Source organism: Candidatus Nitrosopumilus sp. bin_6a (assembly GCF_054095695.1).
The window spans coordinates 1-20,940 of sequence record NZ_JBSWSR010000004.1 but is presented as its reverse complement, the minus strand read 5'-3'; the positions used below and the strand labels follow the sequence as shown (position 1 = coordinate 20,940).

Genomic DNA, 20,940 nt, shown 5'->3' with positions numbered 1-20,940 from the left:
CCGTTACTAAATTTATGTCTAAAGTGTCAAATAGGAATTAAAAATCCAAGAATAAACAAAAGACCAGTAATTCTTCCAAACAATAATGTCGTAGACATGTAGGGGATTAGATTGTCAATGGAATCATAATTTTTCTGTAGACCGAAACCAGACTTTATCATTAATGGAATAGTAAAAAAACTCATCAAAGACAAAATAGGAAGCATGTGAGTAACAACTCCAAAAATAATTGCCAAGTAGGAGATTAGCGGAAAAATCCAAAATAATTTTGCTCCTTTTTGTTTACCAACTGCAATTACCAAAGTTTTCCTGCCTTTTGATTTATCAGCATCATGATCAGGAAAAGACGCGATAAAAAGCACTAAAGAAGACAAAGAACCAACAACAATCCCTGCCAGGACGGATTCAGAAGATATTTGGCCTGACTGAATAAATAAAGTTCCAACAACAATCAGGGCACCTTTTACAGCAACAAAAAATTCACCTAATCCAGAGTCGACAATTTTTGTAGAGTAAAAATAGATAGACAGTATTGCAAATCCCAAAATGATTGCTATAATAATTCCATCAGTGATTACAAAATAGCCCCCAATAACAGTACCCAGAATTAAAAACGCAATTCCTGCACGATAAACAGAAGAGGGTTTGAGTAATCCTTCAGGAAGTACACCAGTACCACCACTCATTTTTGTTCTTGTTGTTTTAGTATCAATACCTCGTTTGAAATCCCAAAAATCATTTAACAAATCAACACTTGCATGAAGTGCCATTACACCAGCAAAAGTCAAAAGCGCATCAAATACATCCAATGACGAGGTTTGCCACCAATTTAATGACAATCCAACTGAAACGGCAATTACAGACGCCAATAGGAATCTTACGCGTATAACACGAAACCAAACAGATATCACATCAACACTAGTAATTTTCAGTATAATATTCATGAGTTTAGGAACAAAATCTGTTTATATGAAAACAAGATGAAAAATGGGTGTGATCATAGGTGAAATTTCAGATAAAGACAAGAAAATAGAGTTGAAGGTAGAAATTTACTGTACAAATTGTGGTAAAAAAGTTCCAAGCGGATTAAAAGCAGGAGAAATATTTTCAAAAACAGAGGAATTCAAAATAGAGTTAAAAGAATTTATGAAAAATTATCTTTGTGGAATTTGCAGAGATAAAAAAAGAGTAACAAAACTAAAGAGTCAGAATTCCTCGTCCTCTTCCCAAGACCATTAAAAACATCAGATGTTAAAAATTTTGTAAAGACAGAATGAAAATATCATCATAATATATTCATAAATTTGAGTGTACCATTTTTAGAAATCGTTAAAAGGAACTTATTCCCAAAAATGGGAATGGCAATAGAAATCTATGACGAAAACAAGATTAGAGATCTTCCAGAAGGTCAAAGGTTTTCCACATGTGAACACATCATAAAAAACGACAGTGATGAATCTAAACGATGGGATGCAGTTTGGTTAATTGGAGAAAAGGCTAAAGAGCATGTTCACATTATTAGGTTGGATTGGTGCAGGCTAGAATGTTATTTCACAGATTAACAATCCCCACTATTTACAATACAAAAGAAAAACAGATTCAAAGACGAATCATATTTTAGTATACCATAAGATATCTGAATCTTAGAATGAACTTAGAATTAATTATGTAATTGAATTGTTAAATCAATGAATCATCACTGACTTCTATGGGTTTTCTTCCCATAAAACCAGAATCTTTCTCATGCCAAAATTTGATTTCAGTTTCACCGTATTTCCAGCATAGCCAAACTTCGTCTTTAAATCGTTTAGAGGGAAAATCCAGTAATCCCTGTTCTATGCTTTTGACCACCACGCCTGTGTTTTCCAATATTTCGACAGACTCATAGAATTTTGTGATTGCAGTGTTTAGGCGCTGTTTGATGTTAACATAAGATTCTAAGGAATTTGTAGTAGACATGCTAATTTGCAATTCTTGCTCTATTTTCTTAACTTCGTTATTTTTTGCTAAAGCATATTCAAATTTTTTTATCACATCAGGTAATGCATCATTTGCTTCATTTGGGGTAAAAAAAGCGAACATATGTATTCTTCAAAAATAGAGATTAAAAATCTTGGGTGCAGATTTATTAAGAAATATCTCATTAGAAATATTATGAGTGAAGAGCAATTAGAAGAAATAATTTTACAGACAATTAACGGGGCTGTTGCCACAATTCCTGCATATATGGAAGAAATTAATCAAAATAAAGAAACACTGAAGGTAGAAGATCCCAAAGAATTTGTTTACGGAATTGTTATGGGAATGGCATTAGGAATGAGTGGAGCTATACTCAGTGCGCAAAAAGAGATGCCAACGGCAGAAGATCAAATCAAAGTCAGAGACATAGTATACAAACACATTCCAGAAATCAGAGAACGAATTTTCAATTGATCGAATTTAATCAGAATGAAATAAATTTTCTAGATTCACTAGAAGAAGCAAGAATAGCAACATCACATAGAGACATTCCACATGTCAAACCAGTTTCATTTGCAAGAATAGAGAATGACATAATCATTGCAACAGATTACAACACAAGGACATATGCAAATATCAAGTTTAATCAGAATGTAGGAATTGTGATTGACATTTACAAATCAGGAGGACACAAGGCAATATGCATTCAAGGTAAAACAAAAGTCATCAAAAATGGAGAAGAATTCAAAAAAATTTACAATATTTTTTACAAAAAATTTCAATGGGTAAGAAAAGATCCTTGGAAAGAAAACGAATCTCCTTTTTTGAAAATCATCCCCAGAACAAAAGTTAGTTGGGGTTTAGATTAGAGAACAATTTTCTGTTCGATTTGTGAAAGAAAAGATTGAATCGAAAGAGGTTTTCTCAATATAGCATGAATACCAAAATTTAATAATTTTTGTGAACTCATCAGTAGGCCACTGACAATTACAACTTTAGATAATTCTGAGGATTTTCTTGATTTTAAATCTAAAAGAAAATCAATACGCCATACATGGGCATACACATATCAAGTAAAATCAAATCATATTCTTTGTATATTGTTAATTCCAAACCAGTCCTTCCATCAAGTCTGAAATCAGTTCATTTCATTACATACAATGAAATCAAATTAAGCAAAAAATAGAATATTTTCTTATATAATCATCAAATTGTCATTAATTCAAAATAAAGTGGAATAATTTTGAAAATTTCCTAAAATGGGACGTTTAATATAGGATAATCATATAAAGTATGAATATATGAGAAGAGAGAGCCTGATTAATTGGAGAATGCAAACATGACTAATTGTATAGTAATAGAAGATGATGAAAACATCATAGAACTAATTTGTGATATTTTAGAAATTATCAAGATAGACGTACTTGCAAAAGGAAATAATGGCAAAGAGGCAATAGAATTATATGAAAAACACAAACCAGATTTAGTATTCACAGATTTATCAATGCCAGGATTTGATGGACTATATGCAATAGAAAACATCAAAGCTAAAAACCCAAATGCAAGAATAATTGTAATAACAGGAAACCCAAATGAGGACGACAAATACATTTTAGATTTATTGGAAATACCAATCATAATCAAACCATTTGGTATCAACGTGTTAAAGCAAACAATAAAGCAAATCTCTTCTACAAGAACATTACCAACAAATCCATTAGAAATAAAATACAAATTTGTAGACAAGTATGATTACTACACATGCATAGTAAATTATGAACAATACATGAATTTTAGAAAATTACCAATTATACAAGAATGTGAAATAATAAAAAAGAGTAGTAAAAATATAGAATAGAAAAAAGATGAAATGGAAAAAGCATTAACCAGTGCAAAAAGAAATGACATCACACAGATTCAGGAATTATCCCAAGTGCTTACTGACGGAGGAACAAGATACTAGCAATAGTATCAAGTAATAAACATCATGACAGACATTGATCAATTATTTGCAGCAGCAATTGAAAAAACAATACAAGAGAATCTTGGAGACACAACATTTCACAGCATTCAAAATAGGTTGTTTGAAAAATATGGAATATCAATAACAGAGTCCATAAAAGATTTTGAGAAGATAGATTCAGTTTTAACAGAATTTTTTGGTTCAGGTGCAAAAGGTTTAGAGAAGAGATTCTTAGATAATATTTGTACAATTAAATCTAAAAAAGACAAAATCGAAAAAAGATTCACCATATTAAATTCAGAAATCAATCAATCCATCATCAAAGCATTCAGTGACGATGAAATGTCAAAAATTCTCAATGCTTCAATAGGCGAACCATGTGCCATATCAGAGATTTTAGAAAAATTGGAAATTCCAAAGACCTCAGGGTATAGAAAAATCAATTTTTTGATAAACAAAGGTCTGTTAATCAAAGTAGGACATGAATTTACAGAGAATAGACGAACTGTGGATAAATACAAATCATTGTTCGATAATGTAAATATCGATTTTAACAACAAGATCATTGTAAGCGTTCAGTTTACGCCAGAGATCATAATGAAAAGCTCAGTTCTTCAGACAATATACAATAAATAAATTTCTAGACTAAAACAAAATTATTTCAAACCTTTTTCCAAGACCTCGTTGATGATTCTTGAAAAGCTAACAGTTGAAGAAGATTCCTTTATTTTTTTTGCCTGTAATGCTCTTAATTTTTTTGCAATATCACTATTAAGCATAATTGTTAATCTTTCTGCCATACAGAATTTAGAGCATAAGAGTATTTCAACATTTAGAGATTCTATATTTACAAACATGTCAAAGAACATAGAATATTCCCGTTTATGGAAATGATGTTTGTCAAAAAAGATGCAATACTTTGATAGTCATGGAAAGATATATCACAATAGTACATACATGAAAAAATATGAACAAAATAAAGTGCTCACACATACTAGTTGAAAAACAAAGTGAATCATTGGCAATTTTAGAGAAAATCAAAAATGGCGAAAAATTTGGAAAATTAGCTAAAGAGTTTTCAACAGATAAAGGAAGTGGGAAAAAAGAAGGAAATTTAGGATATTTTACCAAAGGGATGATGGTCAAACCATTTGAAGATGTAGCGTTCAAACTCCAAGTTGGAGAAATTTCAGATCCAGTAAAAACAGAATTTGGGTATCACATCATCAAAAGACTAGGATGATTTAGATAATTTTGATTGTTTTATCTTCTCAAAATCATCATTGATTTTCTGACTAATTTTCTCAGTCTTTAATGATCTCTTTATGAAACTTTTTCTCTTTTCGGATTAAACCTTTCATTTCTTTAGATTTGTCAAGATTTATCATCAAATTATCATGTAAAGGAAAAGACTTTCAACAGCATTATCATTATCAATTTCAATACCTAAAAAACCAAAACAAAATACACAACATTTTTTTCAGTAAGTAATTTAAAATCAACATGGTTTTAACAGCCAAAATGTTAGATGAAATTTTAGATAATCTTGATACATCTATAGAAAACTTGGCAAGAGAATCGTTTGGAAATTTTGAGGGACCCGGAGGATTTGAGGAAATCCAAGTATTTCTTCAAAGCCAATTTGACATAAGATTAGAAAATAGTCTTGCTGTAAAAAATAGCAGCATTCATCATTTAGAATCAGGAATGAAAAATAAAATCATTCAAAGAAAACAATTGATAATTAATAGAATTAGCAAACAATACAAAAATTAAAGAAATGCATCCAGACCTTGTTTTTTGGATTCAGCGTGTTGATTTTTTTCTAAAACTTGAGTCATTTTATCTCCCATGGATTTGGCAGCAGTTATTTTTCTTTTCCCAATCCAATAGTAAGTTTCATCAATAGTATTTTTTGCAATTAGAACTACTAGTTTACCAATATCTTTTCGGCCAGTTCTTCCTCGCCTTTGAATAAATCTTACAGAACTAGGGACATTGTCATAAAAGATTACCTGGTTTACTTCTGCAATATCCAAACCTTCTTCGCCTACACGAGTGGCAACTAATACTTGGAACAATCCATCACGGAATTTTTGCACTGTTTCGATTTGTTTTTTTTGTTTTAATCCTGTATCGCCTGCCTTTCCAATCAAGATTCCAGCACTGATCCCCAATTCAGTCAATTTGTTGAAAATTAAATCTACAGAATCGCGATAACTAGTAAAAATCAAAGCTTTGCCAGGAACAGAATCAATAATTTCCTTTAATTTAGGAATTTTTGAATGTTCGATTCCATGTGCCTGTGCTTCTTTTGCCAATTCTATTGCTTTTGTGAAATTAGGATCAAGTTCAAACAAATCCTTTACGCCCACACCTTTTTTTGCTTTAGTCCGTTCACAGAATTTTAAAAAAGGAGTAATCCCATGAGCTTCAAGCATACTTAATGCATAATGAATTCGGATGGCAGTAAAAAGAGGCTTTGCAGAACGCCTATTTTGATTTAATACAAATTGTCTAATTCGTAATAATGCAGAAAGAGATTGTTGTTCAGCTAGACGAATTCCATTTTTTCTTAACAAATCATATCGTTCATCTAATGCAGTTTTTAACAATGTTTGAATTATTTTTAGTTCAGGTGGGAGTTCTACATTAATCCACTCAGTATTAGTTTCTTGAGTATAGGGTTTTACATCGAGACTATCTTCTGTTTTTTCTGCAACTCTGGAAATTCTTAGTTTTGTCAAGATTTCAGTAGCTTTTTCTTTTTCACTAGGCAGTGTTGCTGTCATTCCAACAATTCGAGCAGGACTATTTTCAAACCATTTAGCAATTCCAGAATAAGCATAATCTCCAATGGTTCTATGAACTTCGTCAAATACTACAAGACTAAATTGATCTGGAGAAACTATTTCACGATTCAAATCATTTCTAGCAATTTCAGGAGTAGCACAAACAACGCTATTATTCCATAACTTTGTTCTTTTTTGGATTGTGTCTTCGCCAGTAATAATAGAAATATCATCTAAGGTCAGATTATTTTTTAAAAATTCATAATGTTGATTTACTAAAACTCTAGTTGGAGCTAAAAACAGAATACCACCAGACCCCTTTGTCAAATATTCAGAAATGACATGTAATGCAACTGCAGTTTTTCCTAGACCAGTAGGTAAAACAACTATACAATTTTCTGAAATTGCTTGATTTGCAAGATCAATTTGATAATCCCTTTTTTCTATAGAATCTTGTTTAACATATTTTTTTTTAATAAATTCAGTCATTTGTCAATTAAAGAATAAGATTTATTGATTTTATGCTTTCGTGTAACAAAAAACTATCCACCACTCAACAATAGATAAAGAATTCATGAAAAATAGGCACGAAATATTCAAAATTTCGACATAAGTAATTTTTGAATCTCAAAAATAGGTATTTTGATCATCTATGTCTAAACCCGAATCATCATCTGAGGAAACAGAGAGGGTGAGGAAACTCAAAGAAGAGTTACAGACAGGGTATTTGGAATTAGCTATAAAGAAAGAGAATTATAAAAAGAATAAAAAAAATCAAAACAAAAATTGATGTTTAAAAAACAATCAAAATACAGAATAGCCAATCATCAAAAAATTTGAGACATATTTTTGATCGCAATTAAATCTACACCAGCGTGATCCATATATGGAGCAGGTTAACAGAATTTGTATGAGTTCTTTTGATAGACCAAACTGGGATGAATATTTTATGTTACAAGCAGAACTTGCCAAACTTCGTTCAAATTGTATGACAAGGCAAGTTGGGGCAGTAATTGTAAGAAACCACAGACAACTGGCAACAGGATATAATGGAACACCACCAGGAATCAAAAATTGTTTTGAAGGAGGATGTAAAAGATGTCAGTTGAGAATGGAAGGGAAAATAGAATCAGGGGCATCATTAGACAGATGTTTGTGCAACCATGCAGAAGCAAATGCAATCATGCATTGTGCAATTCTAGGAATAGAAGCAGGTATAGAAGGAGCGGTTCTATACACGACGTTTGTCCCATGTTTGGAATGCACAAAAATGGCAATCACTATAGGAATTAGAAAATTTGTTTGTCTTGACGCATATCCTGAAACAGATTATGATTTGCTAAAAGAAGCAGGAGTGGAAGTGATCAGTCTAGATAAAAATAAAATTAGAAAATGGGCAAAAGCACTAGTAAGCGAATACAGTAATTCAGAGTGAGAAAATGCAAGTAAGTTTGCCAGATACTAAGAAAATTGAATCAATGCCGGCATCAATGTTAGTGTCAGCAACATATGACAACATTTCAAAATCAGCTGTTTTAAAATTCTATGATCCAGAATCTAAAAAATTATTCTTGTGGAAAGATGAAACAGAACATAAACCATATTGTTATTCAAGGTTATCTCCAGATGAATTAGATTTTCTCCAAGAGAGAGATGATATTTTAGAAATCAAATCAGTTCAAAGATATGATTTAATGAAAGATAAAGAAATAGACATGTCAAAAATTACTGTTGCAGATCCTTTAGCAATTGGTGGGACTGCAGGAGACAAAAGCATAAGAAATGTGATTGAAACGTGGGAATCAGATATCAAATATTATGAAAATTATCTGTATGATAGAAAATTAATTGTTGGTAAATACTATGAAGTTACAAATGGAGAGCTAAAACCACATGATCTAGAAATTTCCGATGAAGTAAAACTTGCATTGAAAAGTTTGTTGTGGGATAAAGTAGATAGTGAAAGTATGGTTGATGCAGAAGAATTTAAAAAATATATTTCAGAATGGGCAGATTTGCTAAACCAACCAATACCAAAAATAAAAAGACTTAGTGTAGACATTGAAGTAGAAGCAGAGATAGGACGTATTCCTGATCCAAAACTTGCAGAAAAAAAAGTCACCGCAATCGGATTGAAAGGAACGGACGGATTTGATCAGATTTTTGTGCTCAAAACAGAAGGAACTGAAGAAGGGACAAACGAGTTAGAGCAGAGTATCAAAGTCACATTTTATGAATTAGATAAAGAAAAAGAAATGATTCAAGATGCATTTGAAATAATGAAGACATTTCCATTTGTGCTTACATACAACGGAGATGAATTTGATTTGCCATATCTTTACAATAGAGCAGAAAGATTAGGAGTAAAAAACTCAGAAAATCCACTATACATGATGAGAGATTCTGCAACATTGAAAGAAGGAGTTCATCTTGATTTGTACAAAGTTCTTTCAAACAGATCATTTCAAATTTACGCATTTAGTCAAAAATACACTGATTTTTCTCTAAACAGCGTATCAAAAGCATTGTTAGGCAAAGAAAAAATAGATTATGGATTAGAATTTGACGAGTTATCCCTCTATCAGACTGCAAATTATTGTTACAATGATGCTCTTCTAACATACGAGTTAACCAGTTTCAACAAAGATTTGATGATGGATCTACTTGTAATCATTGCAAGAATTGGGAGAATGCCAATTGATGATATTGCAAGAATGGGAGTGTCGCAGTGGATTAGGAGTTTATTGTATTATGAACATAGACGAAGAAATTGTTTAATTCCAAAGCGAGAAGAATTGCAAAGAAGATCAGAAGGAGTAATGTCTGATGCAGTAATCAAAGACAAAAAATATCGGGGAGGACTAGTTGTAGAACCAAAAGAAGGAATTCATTTTGATGTGGTTGTGATGGATTTTGCAAGTCTATATCCAAGCATCATCAAAGTCAGAAATCTATCTTATGAAACAGTAAGATGCCCTCATGAAGAATGCAAGAAGAATACAATTCCAGGAACAAATCATTGGGCATGTACAAAGAAAAACGGTTTAACATCGATGATTATCGGCTCGTTGAGGGATTTGAGGGTGAATTATTACAAGAGTTTATCAAAAAAAGAGACATTAACGGATGATCAAAGACAGCAATATACAGTAGTCAGTCAAGCACTCAAAGTAATTCTAAATGCCAGCTATGGGGTAATGGGAGCTGAAATATTTCCACTTTATTTCCTACCAGTAGCAGAAGCTACGACTGCAATTGGAAGATATACAATTTTAGAAACAATCAAAAAATGTGAAGATACAGGTATTGAAGTTCTATACGGAGACACAGATTCGTTATTTATCAAAAATCCAACTAAAGAGCAAATTCAGATTGTAATAGAGCAAGCAAAAAAAGAACACGGTGTAGATTTAGAGATAGATAAGACATACAGGTATTGTGTACTAAGTAATAGAAAGAAAAACTATCTAGGAGTAACAAAGGATGGCAAAGTAGATGTCAAAGGATTAACAGGGAAAAAATCACACACGCCTGCATTCATCAAAAATTTGTTTTATGAATTAATTGATGTTTTATCAAGAGTTCAAACGATAGAAGACTTTGTAAAAGCAAAACAAGAAATCACTGAAAAAATTGCAACGTGTGGTAAAAAAGTGGAAGCAAAAGAGATCCCATTAAAAGACTTGACATTTAATGTAATGTTAAGCAAGTCACCGTCAGAATATGTAAAAACAATTCCTCAACACATAAGAGCAGCTAAGCAATTAGAATCAATCAGAGAAATAAAAAAAGGAGACAAAATTTCATTTATCAAAATACTAAACAAGCCAGGTGTGAAGCCAGTAGAGCTGGCAAAAAAAGAAGAGATTGATTCTAAAAAATACATGGAATTTATGGAGTCAACATTAGAGCAAATAACATCCTCGATGGATTTGGATTTTGATACAATGTTAGGAAAACCAAAGCAAACAGGATTAGATGAATTCTTTTGGAGTTAATGTGAAAAATGGAAGTTGATGGAACACTTCTAACACTGTTAGGAATAGCAGCAGGAATTTTAATTTTAATGGGATGGGTTGAACAAATCTACAAAGGATACAAGACTAAAAGACTCAAGGATGTTTCCAAATTTTTAATGATTTTCATCGCAGTCGGTTCAATATTGTGGCTAATTTATGGCATCATTGTTGAGGACATATTCATAATTGGAACAAATACGTCAGGATTGATTCTGATGATAATTGTTTTAGGGATGAAAAGAAGATACGACATTCAAGCCAAAACACCATAATCAAGGAATAAATACAATACAGAAAATTTCAAAAAAAGATGTTTGTAATTAATTGTAAAAACTATGAAGAGATTGCAGGAGACAAAATAGTAAAATTTGTAAAAACAGCAGAAAAGATTTCTAAAAAATATAAAATAAAAATAGCAATATCACCACCACAGCATCTAATTGGCACAGTGTCAAATAGTTCAATTCCAATTTTTGCTCAACATGTTGATGACTCAAAAGTTGGAAGCACCACAGGATTTATGATTCCAGAATTATTAAAAAAATCCAAAGTCAAAGGATCATTGATCAATCACAGCGAACATAGAATTTCAAGTAAAGAAATCGAAAAATTAATTGTAAAATTAAAAGAATTAAAAATGATATCAATTTTGTGTGTAAAAGATGTTGCAGAAGTCAAAAAATATGCAAGATTAAATCCAGATTATATTGCAATAGAACCTCCAGAGTTAATTGGATCTGGTAAAGCAGTGTCTAAAGAAAAACCAGAATTGATTACCAAGGCAGCAGAAGCAGTAAAGAATGCAAAAAATAATACAAAATTACTTTGCGGTGCAGGGATTGTATCAGGCGAAGACGTCTCAAAAGCAATAGAGTTAGGATCAAAAGGAATTCTAGTAGCAAGCGGGATCATAAAAGCAAAGAATTGGGACAAGATAATGACAGATTTTGCCAAGTCAATGGTTTAATACCCCCTTTCTAAGATTGGTTAATCGTAAAAATGAAACCAGTGTATGCGTTTGAAGAAGCAGATAGTAAAAAAAGAATGCTTCTAGGTGGAAAAGGAGCAGGATTAAGCGAAATGACTCGGCTGAAACTACCTGTGCCACCAGGATTTACAATTACAACCGAAGTTTGTAACAAATATTATGAAAATGACAGAAAATTGCCAAAAGATGTCATGCCAGCAGTAATGAAAAATATTGCTAAAATGGAAAAAAAGACAGGCAAAAAATGGAATTCGACTAAAAACCCATTATTAGTATCAGTTCGTTCTGGCGCAGCAATCTCAATGCCAGGAATGATGGACACAATTTTGAATTTAGGGTTAAATGAAAAAACGGTAGAAGGTTTTGCCGAACAAACTAAAAACCCACGATTTTCATGGGATTCATATCGAAGATTTATCCAATTATTTGGAAAAGTAGTATTTGGTGTAAATGATGAGAAATTTGATCATGTATTAGATGCTGCAAAATCCAAACAAGGGGTTACAGACGATAGTAAATTAAACGTAGAATCACTAAAATCAATAGTATACGAATACAAAAAAATTTGTGAAGAACACACCAAAAGGAAATTTCCAGATACGCCTGATGAACAACTAGTGTTATCCATAGAAGCTGTTTTCAAAAGTTGGATGGGTGAGAGAGCAATTGTTTATCGTGAAAAAAATAACATTACAAAAGATATCGCTAATGGGACTGCAGTGAATGTAGTTACAATGGTTTTTGGAAATATGGGAGATGACAGTGCAACAGGAGTAGTATTTACAAGAAATGGACATAATGGTAAAAAAGAGATAGAAGGAGAATACCTCATCAATGCGCAAGGAGAAGATGTTGTTGCAGGAGTAAGAACAGGAAAGAGCATCGAGATGTTGAAAAAAGACATGCCAAAATCATATAAAGAATTAAGCAGCGCATGTGCCAAATTAGAAAAACATTTCAGAGAACCTCAAGATATAGAATTCACTATTGAGCAGGGGAAATTTTACTTATTACAAACCAGAACTGCAAAAATGAGTGCAGCAGCATTAGTAAAAACTTCAGTAGATATGGTAAAAGAAAAATTAATTGATAAAAATAAAGCACTTACAAGAATTCCTGCACAACAATTAGAGGCATTATTGCATAGAACAATGGATGAATCAAAAATTAAAAATTTTAAACAGTTGGCAAAAGGAATTGCAGCATCCCCAGGAGCTGCAAGTGGCATAGTGATATTCGATGTGAAAAAAGCAATAGAGCTAGGAGATACAGGCAAAAAGATCATCCTAGTAAGAAAAGAAACAAAACCAGAAGATGTGCCTGCATTCTTTTCATCAGAAGGAATTTTGACTAGTTTAGGAGGTAAATCATCTCATGCAGCAATTGTTTCAAGAGGAATGGGCAAACCATGTATTGTAGGATGCCCAGAATTGAAAATTAATTATGAAACTAACACATGTACTGCAAACGGAATAACGATCAATGAAGGAGATACAATTTCTATTGATGGAAGTGCAGGCACTGTATTTGTCGGAGAAGTTCCAACAGTAGAACCAAAAGTCACAAAAGACTTTGAACAAATTTTAGACTGGGCCCAAAAGGCAAAAAAAATAGGAATTAGAGCAAATGCAGATACCCCAGAAGGAGCAAAACTTGCAAGACAGTTTGGAGGCCAAGGAATTGGATTGTGCAGAACAGAAAGAATGTTCAACGGTAGTGATAGAATCAACTTGTTTGTAGAAATGATAATGGCTGAAAACATTGAAGAAAGAAGCAAGATATTGAAAAAATTAGGCCAACTACAAAAAAGTGACTTTATGGAAATTCTCAAAGCCATGGAAGGTTATGAAGTGACAATCAGACTACTAGATCCACCATTACATGAATTCTTGCCAAACCCAGAAGAACTAGTTGAAAAAATTCAAAAGTTAGAATCAAAAGGTGATACAAATGAAATCAATCAAGCAAAAATAGTTCTAAAAAGAGCAAGGGAGCTTGCAGAGATTAATCCTATGATGGGACATAGAGGAGTTAGAGTAGGAATTACATATCCTGAAATCTATGAAATGCAAATTCGTGCAGTCTTTGAAGCACTAGTAGAATTGACAAAGAAAAAAGTAAAGGCACATCCTCAAATCATGATTCCACAAATTAGCAGCATTGCAGAGCTAAACCACATCAAGAAAATTTATGATTCCATAAAGAAAGAGATAGAATCAGAACACAAAATGAAACTAAAGATAAACTTTGGAACTATGATCGAAGTTGTAAGAGCAGCACTAACGGCAAATGAACTTGCAACTACTGCAGAATTTTTCAGTTTTGGTACAAATGACCTCACACAAGGAACATTTAGTTTCAGCAGAGAAGATGTTGAAGGAAAATTCCTTCCTGAATATATGGAAAAAGAACTTCTAGAGAGAAACCCATTCCAGTCAATTGATGTAAACGGTGTAGGTAGCCTGATAAAAATGGGTGTGGCAGCAGGAAGAAGTCTCAGACCAAATATGGAGGTAGGAATATGTGGAGAACATGGAGGAGATCCTAGTTCAATCAAATTCTGCCATAATGCAGGCCTAAGTTATGTCAGTGCATCACCCCATAGAATTCCTATTGCAATAGTTGCAGCAGCACAAGCAGCTATTGAGGAACCAAAAACCAAATCAAAGAAAAAGAGAAAATAAATTTTTAAATTAATCATAATAATCTCATAGTCAATTGCTACCTAGAATTGATTCAATCAAACAGATTAGACAGAAAATAGGCATCACCCAGAAGAAACTTGCCGCAATGACAGGAGTGAGTACATCCATGATTAACCAAATAGAATCAGGAAGAAGTCAGCCAAGTTATGAAACAGCAAAGAAGATTTTTGAGAGTCTCACGCAATTAGAAGGAGAATCATCATCCCATACAGCAGGAGATTTCTGTAGTAAAGACATTGTTAAACTAAAACCCACAAACACATTACATGACGCAATCAAGAAAATGCATCAATTGTCAATTAGTCAGATTCCTGTTTTTGATAATTCTGATGTAGTAGGAGTGGTATCAGAAGATGGGATTGTAAAGCATCTTGCAGATTTGGGGGAAGCAGAATTGAAAAAAGCAAAATTGGCAGACACGATGGATTCGGTGCCACCCATAGTGGATTTTGATACACCTGCAAACGTACTAGTCCCGTTAATCAGATATTCAAAATGCATCCTAGTTTCAAAAAAATCAAAAATCATCGGAATAATTACAGCATCAGACACTTTGAAAATGATGGAATGACTATTCTTTAGGATGGGAACAAAGTTCTGCCAAAACACCATGAAGTGATTTTGGATGAATGAAAGTGACTTTAGTTCCTGCAGAACCCGGTCTAATTTTTCCTAAGAATTGAATTCCGCAACCCTCCATTCTTTCAACTTCACCTTCAATATTATCAGTATCTAATGCCATATGATGTAATCCCTGTCCTTTTTTATCCAAGAATTTTTTGATTGGGCTTTCATCGTTTGTAGGTTGCATTAACTCCACTCTAGCATTCTCTAGATGTAAAATTGCAACTTTGACACCTTCAGATTCAACTGTTTCAAATTCAATGTCATCTACACCCAAAGCTTGTTGGTAAATCTTGGCAGATTCTTCAACGTCATTTACTGCAATAGCAATATGATCAATTTTCATCTAAAATACTTCTTTAACATGCAGTATTAATGGATTTATTTTATATGGAATTTTAAAGGATTAAACTAATTTTCAAAAATCCATGACTTTACTGAATTCAATAAAGAATAATGAGAAAAAATGAGAAAGAAATCAGTAAAAAAGATTATTTTGTTTTAGTTTTTTCGGATTTCTTTGTTTCTTTCTTAGCTTTGTTTGAGGTTTTACTCATGTTGCAGTATATTTACACTATATAATAAAACAGAAATTAGTTGACTTTATTCTGAATTAGATCAATTATTCAGAATATCATAATCATGAATTAAAACACTACTTGCTCGTTCAATGTTGTAGGTAAAACCAAGCTGAGAGACACCCAAAACCAAATTAATTATTCTGTGTAATGAACCAGCAAAGTTTTATCCATGACGGGATGAACTGCTATAATTTTTTCATTTTTTTCTGCTAAAAAATCATTTACTACATCCTGAAGAAAAACTCCCGGTTTTAATTCATTAGCATCAAAATATTTTATTTTGTGAACCATATGTAATGTGAAGGGATACTAAGATATAACAATAAAGAAATGCTATTTTTCTTTAATGGAAAATCCACAATGATTACATAATTCATGTTCTGAAACAAGATACTGCAAACCACAATTTGAACAAATTACATAGTTTTCCATATAGATTAAATCAAAGAGACTCATAAGAACTACTTGTTTGGTGAGCACTAATCTGTACAAGATTTACATCCACAATCAAACATGCCAGCTTTGCCCATGCATTGATCATGATGTTCGTTATAGCATTTATTGCAAATAACCATTTTTAGTTCCACTGATGTGAGTTTTTTCATGGTCAAGCACTTTGTAAAAAGTATCTGAATATCCATCCCATTTGAATTTACAATTTCTACAAGAGTATTTCATTTTATTTTGTTAAATCCTCTTTTTTCTTTTCAGACTCTTTGAATGCATTTACATCGTCTGTTGTTTTGGTTTTACAAGAACCAAATTTCAGTTTTTCAATTATTTTTTTAAACATACTTCCATTAGATTCTCGATGGTATAAACTGGCGTATTGATATTATTTCATGACTGATTTTCCTAAATACTAGTGTAACATACAACAGTATGAATTGTCATAAAATTAGTGAACCACATGTTTGGAGGTATTCCAAACACAACAGAATCCGTAGATATCTAAAGTGCAAATCCAGAATCCAGATCACGGAAAAAGAATATCATCTCAAATGGGGCATACACGAAAAAATTTCAAAATAGACTCCACACAGTAAAAGAGATCAATAATCTATAGAAAACATATTCATGAAAGGTCTAATTAAAAGACCTCTTTTGGACGATACTCTCCAAATACTTCTCTGAAAGTATTGCTGATTTCACCAGTTGTTGCAAAGGCTTTAGCAGCAGTAACGATGTATGGCATGAGGTTTTCTTCAGTGTCAGCTGCACTCTTCATTGCAGATAATGCCTTTTCTAATTTCTTTGAGTCTCTTTCAGCACGTAATTTTTTGAGTGCTTTCTTCTGTTGTACTTCTATTCTACCATCAATTCTCAATAATTCTGGTTGTTCTTCTTCTTCAGCATATTTGTTAACACCCACAATAATTCGTTCACCATCATCAGTTTCTTTTTTAAGTCGGTAGGCATTTGCCCTAATTTCAGACTGGAAGAAACCTTTCTCAATTGCTTTTACAGACCCGCCCATTTTTTGGATTTTTTTCAGATATTTCCATACGCCATCCTCAATCTGATCACATAGTTCCTCAAGATAGTAAGAACCAGCGAGAGGATCAGCAGTCTTTGTAATTCCACTTTCATGTGCAACAATTTGTTGAGTTCTAAGAGCAATTTTTGCAGATTCCTGAGTAGGAAGAGCAAGTGCTTCATCTCTAGAATTAGTATGTAATGATTGTGTGCCACCAGCGACAGCTGCCATAGTTTGAATGGCAACCCTGACAATGTTATTGTTAGGTTGCTGAGCAGTCAAAGATTCGCCACTAGTTTGAGTATGGAATTTTAATTGTAATGAACGAGGGTTTTTTGCATGAAACATTTCTTTTAATATTTTTGCATAAACTTTTCTTGCAACTCTAAACTTTGCAACTTCTTCAAAGAACTCTATAGTACAACAAAAGAAGAATGAGAGTCGAGGTGCAAAGTCATCAATTTTTAATCCTTTATCAATACAAGTTTGAATGTATGCTATTGCATTTGCCAAAGTAAATGCAACTTCTTGTGTGGCAGTACATCCAGCTTCTCTCATATGATATCCAGAAATTGAAACAGGATACCATGAAGGAACTTTTTCTGCACAAAACTCAATCATATCACCGATTAATCGCATTGATGGTTGTGGAGGATAGATGTAGGTATTTCTTGCAATGTATTCTTTGAGGATATCATTTTGTGTAGTTCCACGCAGTTCGGTGCTTTTGAAGCCTTGTGATTCCCCTACTGCAATATAATATGCAAGTAACGTAGATGCAGTAGAGTTAATCGTCATTGATGAACTCACTTTGCCTAATGGAATACCATCAAAAGCAGTCATCATATCTTTGATTGATGTGATTGATACACCAACTTTTCCAACTTCGCCTTCAGCTTGAGGGGAATCAGAATCATACCCAATTTGAGTAGGTAAATCAAATGCCATACTTAATCCAGTCTGACCCTTTTCAAGCATGAATTTGAATCGCTCATTTGTAAGCTTGGCATCACCAAATCCAGAATATTGTCTCATGGTCCAGAATCGTTCACGGAACATTTCGGGGTGAATTCCCCTAGTGAAAGGATATTTTCCTGAATCCTCTACAGGTCTCTTTTTGGTGGATTTTTGATAAATACGTTTTACTGGAAAAGAAGAATCTGTGAAAATCTTCTTTTCAGTAGTTTTAGTTTTGGATGATTTTTTTGCAGCCATGATATCACTTTAACAAAGATTTTGTGATTTTATCTCCTGCTTGAAATGGATCAATGTCTTTTGATTGTAATTTTTTAAGATATTTTGAAAATGTTTTATCAGAAACCAGCATATCATCAATCTTCTCTTTTATGTTATTTAAAACAATATCTTTTAGTTCGGCCTCAAGACGCTCGTTATTTTTAATATCTTTAAATTTCTTTTTAGATTTCATCAAATCTTTCAAAGTTTTTGCAAAAACAGTAATTCCAGAATTTTTTTTGACAGATGTTTTCAGAATTATAGGGTTTCTATCAGAATCTCCAATAAAATCACGTACTGCGTCAAAAAGTTGGTTGGTTCCACTAAGATCACTTTTGTTAACAAGATAGATATCTCCAATTTCAGTTAAACCTGCTTTGATAGTCTGAATGCTGTCACCAGTATTTGGATTAAAAACAACAACAGTGATATCAGCAATGTTTGAAATTTCTACTTCTGTTTGGCCAGCACCTACACTTTCAATAATTATGGGATTGAATCCAGCATATTCTAAAACACGGATGCTATTTCGCAAAGAACGAGAAACAGCTCCAGTTGCACCTCTTGATGCAATACTTCTGATATATGTACCAGAATCTGTAGATTCACTCATTCTAACTCTATCTCCCAGTATTGCACCTCCTGTGACATGGCTTGTAGGATCAACTGCCAAGACGGCAGGTTTTGTGCCTAATTTTTTTAAAGCCATGGCAGTTTTGTTAATCAATGAACTTTTACCAGCTCCTGCAGGTCCAGTAATACCAATAATCGAAGAGGTTCCACTATCTTTGAAGATTTTCTGTAATAGTTTTTTTGCTTCAGTTTGATCATTTTCAACAATAGTTATTGCTTTAGCAATTGCGCCACGTTTACCTTTTTTGAGATCAGCGAGTAAATCCACGATACAGTAAATGATTCACAGGTGCAATAAAATCTTGTGTACTATTATTTACTTAACGGAATATAGGCACAATGGGGTTTAAAATAATAATCAAGAGTGAAAGTCAAGACGTACAGTAATCTAGATACTGGTATCTCTAACTCTCAAAAATAATTAGAACACTTGATCTTTAAACCTTTACTATTGAATAAAAAATGAATCCCCTCTTATTTTGAGTTTAGAATCTAAATGGCATCTTCATTCCATTCTTTAGTCCATCTAAGAATCCAATAATAATTCAATGGAAAAATAAAGTAAAGCAATAATGCCATGAAAGAAAATTCCGAGAATTGCATTTCATTATTGAAGTGTTTGAAGTTAATGATGATATTTCATCTGTTAGAAACTATGTTTTTTGGGATAAACGCCCATGAATCTAATTCATAAATTCAGATAGTTTCATCTAGTTTATGAGGGCATTTACCAATTTTACCTTTAGCAGAATTACAATTAATACAAAGAACTTGATAGCCTTTAGGGAAATTCTCACGTTTAAGGAATTGATAGAAAATCTTACTGCTAAAACTTCTAGAATGTCCATGATGTTTCCTACCTAATTTATGATCAATAGATAATCCATCTATGTTATCAAATCCACAACAACTGCAACAAGGTTTTCCATTACTGTACTTTTCCATTACATCAGATTTTAGCTTATGACCATACCTATTTTCTCGAATTGTAGCCTTGTTAGTTGATTTTTTATCTTTTCTTCGTTTTTTAACTTCTTTAATCATATTACAATTATAACACAATACACGATAACCTGACGGAAAATTATCTTTTTTCAGTATTCTGTATAACGCACTTGATGATGTTTCTCTATTATGTCCATACTCTTTTCTTGGTTTAATATGGTCTATTGTCATAAAGGCTATTTTATTTTCCTTACATTCCTTACACTCAATTTTTCCTTTTGAGTAATGATTAAGGCATAGCATTTTATTTTTTTGATATGTTTCTTTTGATGCTTGATTGTTTTCTTCTCGATGAGATTTACGCCATTGATTTAGATATTCAATAATAGAATCATGATTTTTTATTCGATATTGTTTTGCATCTTCAAGAATTTTAGGTTTATTTTTCAGATAGTATATTTTTGAATTATTCTTTAGTTTAATTTTATTTTTCTCACGATATTCTTTCCTGTATTCTTTCTCTCTCTTAGGATCTTTGAATGGCATTACTTTCTATTCTATCTAAGATTCAACTTAAGCATATTGAAAAATATCTGAAACAGTATTTTCATTCAGTAAACGTAAACTTAATGCGCATAACGGTCATTCGGGAAAACCTTGTAGAAAGTGCGGGGTTCCGTTCAAGGTAGGCGATGATATGTTTCGTAAGAAAAACCCGTATAGACATTATCATTTAGAATGTTGGAAGGCTTTGTATCAATGACTAAGCGCTGTTGTCAAAATGGAACCTATTATCAGTGCAAATGATGTTAATTGTAAATCTCCATCAAAATCTTGCATATACCCATAAACTTGCCAAACTTTCTTTGTTGATTTACGGTGATTGATTCCTCTTCCTCTCTTTGTCCATACTTTACCTACTGAAATTGGGAAAAATTTGTCTAGTTTGTAAAGTGCTGACTGGATGTTTTCAATTTCCTAATGCTAACTTGGAATAATTAGTAGAGATAGTTATTAA

General features: G+C 32.5%; 24 protein-coding genes. 14 read left to right on the top strand and 10 right to left on the bottom strand.

The genetic code is table 11. The annotated features are described in order from the left end of the window. Window positions 1-26: 26 nt before the first annotated feature. Window positions 27-911, bottom strand: a complete 885-nt coding sequence (locus tag ACW9XA_RS04990; protein ID WP_457763408.1) for a UbiA family prenyltransferase — start codon at window positions 909-911, stop codon at window positions 27-29. An 82-nt stretch (window positions 912-993) separates the two neighbouring features. Here ACW9XA_RS04990 and ACW9XA_RS04985 point away from each other — a divergent pair, with 82 nt between their 5' ends. Continuing rightward, window positions 994-1,239: a hypothetical protein gene (locus tag ACW9XA_RS04985; protein WP_457763280.1), complete on the top strand. Its 246-nt coding sequence runs from the start codon at window positions 994-996 to the stop codon at window positions 1,237-1,239. A 119-nt stretch (window positions 1,240-1,358) separates the two neighbouring features. Further along, a complete protein-coding gene (locus ACW9XA_RS04980) occupies window positions 1,359-1,562 on the top strand; it encodes a hypothetical protein (RefSeq protein ID WP_457763279.1) in 204 nt (67 codons plus the stop codon). A gap of 118 nt (window positions 1,563-1,680) precedes the next feature. Here ACW9XA_RS04980 and ACW9XA_RS04975 read toward each other — a convergent pair whose 3' ends face one another. Beyond that, window positions 1,681-2,082: a DUF2203 family protein gene (locus ACW9XA_RS04975; protein ID WP_457763278.1), complete on the bottom strand. Its 402-nt coding sequence runs from the start codon at window positions 2,080-2,082 to the stop codon at window positions 1,681-1,683. Between the two features lie 72 nt (window positions 2,083-2,154). On the opposite strand from ACW9XA_RS04975, the gene ACW9XA_RS04970 reads away from it, so the two are divergent. From ACW9XA_RS04970 to ACW9XA_RS04955, 4 genes are all read left to right on the top strand, one after another. Beyond that, window positions 2,155-2,433 (top strand): hypothetical protein, encoded by a 279-nt coding sequence (locus tag ACW9XA_RS04970; RefSeq protein WP_457763277.1) that lies wholly within the window; start codon window positions 2,155-2,157, stop codon window positions 2,431-2,433. Beyond that, window positions 2,430-2,828, top strand: a complete 399-nt coding sequence (locus tag ACW9XA_RS04965; protein WP_457763276.1) for a pyridoxamine 5'-phosphate oxidase family protein — start codon at window positions 2,430-2,432, stop codon at window positions 2,826-2,828. Before ACW9XA_RS04970 ends, ACW9XA_RS04965 begins: the two co-directional genes overlap by 4 nt. Window positions 2,829-3,298: 470 nt before the next feature. After that, window positions 3,299-3,817 (top strand): response regulator, encoded by a 519-nt coding sequence (locus tag ACW9XA_RS04960; RefSeq protein WP_457763275.1) that lies wholly within the window; start codon window positions 3,299-3,301, stop codon window positions 3,815-3,817. Window positions 3,818-3,946: 129 nt separating this feature from the next. Further along, window positions 3,947-4,558, top strand: coding sequence for a transcriptional regulator (locus tag ACW9XA_RS04955; protein WP_457763274.1), 612 nt, complete (start codon window positions 3,947-3,949; stop codon window positions 4,556-4,558). 20 nt (window positions 4,559-4,578) lie between these two features. On the opposite strand, the gene ACW9XA_RS04950 is transcribed toward ACW9XA_RS04955, so the two are convergent. Next, window positions 4,579-4,722, bottom strand: coding sequence for a hypothetical protein (locus ACW9XA_RS04950; RefSeq protein WP_014965249.1), 144 nt, complete (start codon window positions 4,720-4,722; stop codon window positions 4,579-4,581). A 167-nt stretch (window positions 4,723-4,889) separates the two neighbouring features. On the opposite strand from ACW9XA_RS04950, the gene ACW9XA_RS04945 reads away from it, so the two are divergent. Both ACW9XA_RS04945 and ACW9XA_RS04940 read left to right on the top strand, forming a co-directional pair. After that, a complete protein-coding gene (locus ACW9XA_RS04945) occupies window positions 4,890-5,165 on the top strand; it encodes a peptidylprolyl isomerase (RefSeq protein ID WP_457763273.1) in 276 nt (91 codons plus the stop codon). 260 nt (window positions 5,166-5,425) lie between these two features. After that, entirely contained in the window at window positions 5,426-5,698 is a 273-nt protein-coding gene (locus tag ACW9XA_RS04940; RefSeq protein ID WP_457763272.1) for a hypothetical protein, read from the top strand. Here the strand turns inward: ACW9XA_RS04940 and ACW9XA_RS04935 are convergent. Beyond that, window positions 5,695-7,203, bottom strand: coding sequence for a DEAD/DEAH box helicase (locus tag ACW9XA_RS04935; protein ID WP_457763271.1), 1,509 nt, complete (start codon window positions 7,201-7,203; stop codon window positions 5,695-5,697). The genes ACW9XA_RS04940 and ACW9XA_RS04935 overlap by 4 nt on opposite strands. Window positions 7,204-7,624: 421 nt before the next feature. Here ACW9XA_RS04935 and ACW9XA_RS04930 point away from each other — a divergent pair, with 421 nt between their 5' ends. From ACW9XA_RS04930 to ACW9XA_RS04905, 6 genes are read left to right on the top strand one after another with little or no spacing between them, the layout of a single operon-like run. Next, window positions 7,625-8,149: a deoxycytidylate deaminase gene (locus ACW9XA_RS04930; protein ID WP_457763270.1), complete on the top strand. Its 525-nt coding sequence runs from the start codon at window positions 7,625-7,627 to the stop codon at window positions 8,147-8,149. Between the two features lie 4 nt (window positions 8,150-8,153). After that, window positions 8,154-10,712, top strand: a complete 2,559-nt coding sequence (locus tag ACW9XA_RS04925) for a DNA-directed DNA polymerase I (protein ID WP_457763269.1) — start codon at window positions 8,154-8,156, stop codon at window positions 10,710-10,712. A gap of 8 nt (window positions 10,713-10,720) precedes the next feature. Continuing rightward, the gene (locus tag ACW9XA_RS04920; protein ID WP_457763268.1) at window positions 10,721-11,005 is read left to right on the top strand and encodes a SemiSWEET family sugar transporter; all 285 of its coding nucleotides are present in this window, start codon (window positions 10,721-10,723) and stop codon (window positions 11,003-11,005) included. Window positions 11,006-11,043: 38 nt separating this feature from the next. Then, the gene (gene tpiA / locus ACW9XA_RS04915; RefSeq protein WP_457763267.1) at window positions 11,044-11,700 is read left to right on the top strand and encodes a triose-phosphate isomerase; all 657 of its coding nucleotides are present in this window, start codon (window positions 11,044-11,046) and stop codon (window positions 11,698-11,700) included. Window positions 11,701-11,732: 32 nt separating this feature from the next. Beyond that, window positions 11,733-14,405 carry a pyruvate, phosphate dikinase gene (ppdK, locus tag ACW9XA_RS04910; protein WP_457763266.1) on the top strand — a complete coding sequence of 891 codons (2,673 nt, stop codon included), beginning with the start codon at window positions 11,733-11,735 and terminating at the stop codon, window positions 14,403-14,405. Between the two features lie 34 nt (window positions 14,406-14,439). Further along, on the top strand, window positions 14,440-14,997 hold the full coding sequence (locus ACW9XA_RS04905; RefSeq protein ID WP_457763265.1) for a CBS domain-containing protein: 558 nt from the start codon (window positions 14,440-14,442) through the stop codon (window positions 14,995-14,997). On the opposite strand, the gene mce is transcribed toward ACW9XA_RS04905, so the two are convergent. The 6 genes from mce to ACW9XA_RS04875 all read right to left on the bottom strand — a co-directional run bounded on the left by mce (window position 14,998) and on the right by ACW9XA_RS04875 (window position 20,468). Continuing rightward, on the bottom strand, window positions 14,998-15,396 hold the full coding sequence (gene mce, locus ACW9XA_RS04900) for a methylmalonyl-CoA epimerase (RefSeq protein ID WP_457763264.1): 399 nt from the start codon (window positions 15,394-15,396) through the stop codon (window positions 14,998-15,000). It lies immediately after the preceding gene. A gap of 370 nt (window positions 15,397-15,766) precedes the next feature. Further along, complete coding sequence (locus ACW9XA_RS04895) at window positions 15,767-15,922, bottom strand: hypothetical protein (protein WP_300327096.1); 156 nt, start codon at window positions 15,920-15,922, stop codon at window positions 15,767-15,769. Window positions 15,923-16,110: 188 nt separating this feature from the next. Then, window positions 16,111-16,236, bottom strand: a complete 126-nt coding sequence (locus tag ACW9XA_RS04890) for a hypothetical protein (RefSeq protein ID WP_457763263.1) — start codon at window positions 16,234-16,236, stop codon at window positions 16,111-16,113. 485 nt (window positions 16,237-16,721) lie between these two features. After that, window positions 16,722-18,323: an acyl-CoA mutase large subunit family protein gene (locus ACW9XA_RS04885; protein ID WP_457763262.1), complete on the bottom strand. Its 1,602-nt coding sequence runs from the start codon at window positions 18,321-18,323 to the stop codon at window positions 16,722-16,724. Window positions 18,324-18,327: 4 nt separating this feature from the next. Continuing rightward, window positions 18,328-19,248 carry a methylmalonyl Co-A mutase-associated GTPase MeaB gene (gene meaB / locus ACW9XA_RS04880; RefSeq protein ID WP_457763407.1) on the bottom strand — a complete coding sequence of 307 codons (921 nt, stop codon included), beginning with the start codon at window positions 19,246-19,248 and terminating at the stop codon, window positions 18,328-18,330. A 425-nt stretch (window positions 19,249-19,673) separates the two neighbouring features. Further along, on the bottom strand, window positions 19,674-20,468 hold the full coding sequence (locus tag ACW9XA_RS04875) for a hypothetical protein (protein ID WP_457763261.1): 795 nt from the start codon (window positions 20,466-20,468) through the stop codon (window positions 19,674-19,676). Window positions 20,469-20,940: the final 472 nt, after the last annotated feature.